The sequence below is a fragment of the Staphylococcus sp. HMSC071G07 genome, assembly GCF_001811435.1.
GTDB lineage: Bacteria > Bacillota > Bacilli > Staphylococcales > Staphylococcaceae > Staphylococcus > Staphylococcus pettenkoferi.
Map to the genome: position 1 here is coordinate 1 of NZ_KV804760.1, position 4,682 is coordinate 4,682.

At 31.9% G+C, this 4,682-nt stretch carries 4 protein-coding genes; 2 read left to right on the forward strand and 2 right to left on the reverse strand.

Annotation, left to right across the window (positions count from 1 at the left end; genetic code table 11):
• A partial coding sequence (locus HMPREF2802_RS03815; RefSeq protein WP_083307585.1) for an IS3 family transposase occupies positions 1-178 on the forward strand: 178 nt, incomplete at its 5' end.
• Positions 179-311: 133 nt separating this feature from the next.
• On the opposite strand, the gene HMPREF2802_RS03820 is transcribed toward HMPREF2802_RS03815, so the two are convergent.
• Positions 312-2,477, reverse strand: coding sequence for an RNA degradosome polyphosphate kinase (locus HMPREF2802_RS03820; RefSeq protein ID WP_070502817.1), 2,166 nt, complete (start codon positions 2,475-2,477; stop codon positions 312-314).
• Between the two features lie 63 nt (positions 2,478-2,540).
• A complete protein-coding gene (ppx, locus tag HMPREF2802_RS03825) occupies positions 2,541-4,073 on the reverse strand; it encodes an exopolyphosphatase (protein WP_002473191.1) in 1,533 nt (510 codons plus the stop codon).
• A gap of 363 nt (positions 4,074-4,436) precedes the next feature.
• Here ppx and HMPREF2802_RS11815 point away from each other — a divergent pair.
• The coding region (locus HMPREF2802_RS11815; protein ID WP_141746377.1) for a helix-turn-helix domain-containing protein at positions 4,437-4,682 on the forward strand (246 nt) is incomplete at its 3' end.

The window sequence follows — 4,682 nt, forward strand, 5'->3', positions numbered from 1 at the left end:
AGCTATATTTTTTACTTTGCAACAGAACCAAACATTTTATCTCAACAATGAGTTAAATAACTCTAATTTCATTGTAAAGGATATTGTCGAAAAGTACATAGAAAACTATAATAATAATCGAATTCAACAAAAATTAGACTACTTATCTCCTGTGCAATACAGAACATTAGCAGCCTAATTCAAGTGTTTTAATGTGAGGCCCACATTAAGGATGCAGTGCCATTATATTAGTGGTTCAAAAAGTAAAAGGCCTAGTTTAAATAAAGCATCTGTCTTTGGATTAATTCTAATTTTTTATAAGATTATTCATTCTATCTTTTGAATGTATTTCTTAATCTTCTTATCCAACTAACGCCACGCTTTGAACGAATGGGATAACCTGTTGGCTGAGCAGTCTGTTTTTTTAGATCTTTACCGTATTTAATTGCCTCTTGCATAAGATAAGCTTGAGAATTTAGTGGAGATAAATTGTTTTGAACATAGTGATAGACACCAATTTTATCTTGGAAACGTCCTTTCTCATTATCTGAAAGTTGCAAGTTCATATAATTCACTAAACGTTTTCCAATACTTTTATCTTCAACAGGGAATAAGATTTCGACACGTTTAATCATGTTGCGTGTCATCACGTCTGCTGATGAGAGGTAGATACTTTCATCACCGTTATTATGGAAATAATAAATACGTGAATGTTCGAGTAACCGTCCTACTATGCTTACGACTTCAATATTCTCACTGATACCAGGTATACCAGGTTTAAGACAACAAATACCACGAATGATAAGTTGAATCTTTACGCCTGCTTGAGAAGCTTTAAAGAGCTTTTTAATAATCGTTTTATCTGTGAGTGAATTCATCTTCATCATAATCTTGCCATTTCCATGTTCTAAATGACTACTAATCTCTTTGTCGATATGGTCAATAAAGACGTCACGAATATCAAATGGAGCTACAATTAATTTATTATACTCAGGTTTAACAGAGTAACCACTTAAATAATTGAAGAAATTAATCGCATCTTCAGCAATGTCTTTATTTGTAGTAATAATCCCCATATCGGTATATAGCTTAGCAGTTTTGTCATTATAGTTTCCTGTACCTAAATGTATAAATGATGTTAGCTCTCCACGAATACGTTTAACGACAAGCGCAATTTTACTATGTGTCTTTAGATGCGTCATACCATATATTACGTGACAACCTGCATCTTCAAGCATACGAGCCCAATGGACATTATTCTCTTCATCGAAACGTGCTTTCAATTCTACAAGTACAGTGACTTGCTTACCATTTTCAGCAGCTTCCTTCAAACTATTAATAATCGGTGAATCTTTACTCACACGATATAATGTTTGCTTAATGGCAATGGTATTTGGATCATCGGAAGCTTCACGTATGAAGTTTACAATGGGGTCAAATGATTCATACGGATGATGGAAGAATATATCTCTTTCTAGAGCTAATTTATAAATATTGTTATTTTCTAAAGATTTCGGTACTTGGGGTGTATATTTCTCATACGTCAGATATTTAAGTTTAGTAGAGAGATGACTCACTAAATCGAATAAAAACGTTAAATCAAGCGGGCCATTTAAGAAGTATATATCATTCTCTTCAACCTCTAATTGATCAATCAACCATTCAATATTCTCTCTTTGTGCAGTTCGGCCATCGACCTCTAAACGTACAGCTGAACCACTCTTACGTTCTTTTAAGAAGCGTTCAATTTCTATTAGTAAATCTTCAGCACCATCTTCATGAATCGATAAATCTGCATTTCTTGTGATTCTGAAGGTAAAAGTATTTAAAACTTTATAACCTTTAAATAGATAGTTGATAAAGTATGTAATGACATCTTCGACCATTACAACATATTGTTTAGCACCTTCATTAAATGTTAGAAATCGAGGAATTAATGATGGAATTTGTACGATTGCTGAGTTAATTGTGTCTTCAGTATCAATATCGACAAATATGTTTAAACTTTTATTGTTCAATTTCGGAAATGGGTGATACGCATCAATACCTAATGGTGTAAGTGTAGGTAGAATATGCGATTTAAACTCTTTTTCTAATCTTTCTATGAGCATTTCAGATAAACAATCAGGTTTGACCATTTCAATATTATAATGCCGTAACTCTTCAATCAATTCTTTATATCGTTGATATTGGATGTGAACATATTCTGTGTTTTTTATTTTAATCGCATCAAGTTGTTCTTGAGGCGTCATTTGGGTTTTATTTTCGGGTTTATCATAACCTAATTTCACTTGGTCTTTTAAACCAGCTACACGTACCATAAAAAATTCATCTAAATTTGAGCTAAAAATAGAAATGAAATTTAACATTTCAAGTAATGGATTATTCTTATCATAAGCTTCCTGAAGGACTCTATAGTTAAAATCGATCCAACTTAACTCCCTATTATTATAGTACTGTGGTAAATTAATATCCTTTTTTCCCAATTGAATTTGCATACTCTTAATACACCTCATTATTTAAACGTTGTTCTTGTGTAGTCTAAAAATATCATACGACTTTTAAGATTTTGTAAAGATAATGGATACTTGCCCTTTTAAAATCTTTTCAACATGTTTCTTCTGCTTATTCGCTTGATATTCTTCAGCAATAGGCTCTCCTTTGTGGTAAACATAGATTTCGTATTTATCGCCTTTTTTCTTTTTAAGATTAATTTCTTCTACAAAACTAGTATGAGAGATATTCAATGCGTTTACGAATTTAATAATACCACCTAGAGCTTGAATAGTATCAACTTCTTTACCGTTAAACCATTGTGTTTCTTTACAGTACAATTTGAGTAATGATTTATTTTTAAAACTTGCGAGAAGTGCTAGCTTCACACGATCTTTATGAGAGAACCCATTAATCGTTGAATTCGCAATAAGGTAATATGTGTGCGGTGAACTTGAATCTGAATCGATAAAACTACCTAAGTAATATATATACGCACCTTCAACAAATAAATACTTATCATAATCTGTAATTTTCAAATCACTATAATTTAACAGTTGGTCGAGTAAGGATTGTGCTAATTTCAAGCGACGTTTTGCACTTTCTTCCTCAATGTAATATTCATTAGCTAAGTGTATTAAAGCATCTCTACGTACATGTTCTTTTTTAAATTCATAAGGATGGCGTTTACGAATGAAATTCATGACATAACCTTCACGAATGCCATTTCTTGAGAAAGTGAATTGTGTCGCATCTATTTTTTGGAAAAGAGTCTTGAAAACAGAGATGGCAGGTAGAATGATATCTACACGATCTCGGCTTAAACCGTCTAGATTAATTAATTCATCGCGAGCACTTTTACAAATGATATCGTAAACTATATATATATCTTTCAATGACATAGTATAATTGTGAACACCACCGATAGGATAAGAATGTTCAGATTGATGAATACGAGCAACATTACGTGCAGAGCCACCTAATCCTATAAGCGTAATTTCTTGATTTTTTACCCAATCTAATTGATTAAATTGTTCGGATAAGAATTTTTCCATACTTTTAATTGCGGATTTATTATTATGATCTTTATCTCCGAAGAATTGACGTTTCAATGTGACAACGCCAAATGGGAAGCTATGTATTTCTTTTAATTTCTTATCTTTGAAAAGTGTAACCTCGGTAGAACCACCACCGATATCAACTGATATACCATTTTCAATATCTGTGGTGTGTGAAATGGCATAATAACCATAAAATGCCTCATCTTTTTCAGAGACGATTTGAATTTCAATATTTAATTCTTTTTTGATTTTTTTGATAATATCGTTACTGTTTTTAGATTGACGAATCGCAGCTGTCGCAATAGTATGTAGCTCTTGAACTTTAAATTTGTCGGCCACTTTTTTGAAACTTAAAAGTGCTTCTTTTAAAATGGCGATACCGTCATTGTTCATTTTAGTGTCACTGGTCAAGTACTGACTTAGACGTGCAGGTGTTTTAATATTTAATATTTCATTAAGACCAGTTTCTTTAGTAAAAACAAAAAGCACGAGCCGAATTGTATTTGAACCAATATCTATTAAGCCAATTTTTTCTTCCATCTCTTCCTCCTGTGTTTGATACGGGAAGTGCTCTCCCCCTATTTAATTGCATTTCACATGATATAGGATAAACCGAAAATATTCCAAGAAGCTTTTTGAGGAATTTCTATGAATACTAAATATAGAATAAAACCTCTCAACGTACGTATAATCATCGTTTTCGGATTCACTTATATTTTAGAGTAGCATTTTATTATTTTCGACATTATGTAATATTAAGTATAATACCCAAAAAATTCATAAAAAATGCCCATAATTGGCACTTTATTGTAAGAGATTAATATGCCACTAAAAACTAATACAAAAGGGAGTGCCAATATGATCTGTTTACATTTTACTATATATGAGCGTTCAAGTATATAGATGCTTAGAAAAGAAAACTATTCTATGAGAGCGATTGCTAAGCATCTTAATCTCTCAGTCTCTACAATTTTTCGTGAAATTAATTGTAATATGAATGAAGAAAGTTATTCTACATTTACAGCACAAACGCAATATAAAACGAAGAAAAGACGTTGTAGTCGTATTTTGAAGCTAGACAAATTTGAAATCACACTGGCCTCCAGAGTAGATTATGGATGGTTCTGTTGCAAAGTAAAAAATATAGCT

Excerpts from the sequence above, each read along its gene's own strand:
- HMPREF2802_RS03820 (WP_070502817.1), bottom strand. The coding sequence starts at position 2,477 with ATGCAAATTCAATTGGGAAAAAAGGATATTAATTTACCACAGTACTAT.
- ppx (WP_002473191.1), bottom strand. The coding sequence starts at position 4,073 with ATGGAAGAAAAAATTGGCTTAATAGATATTGGTTCAAATACAATTCGG.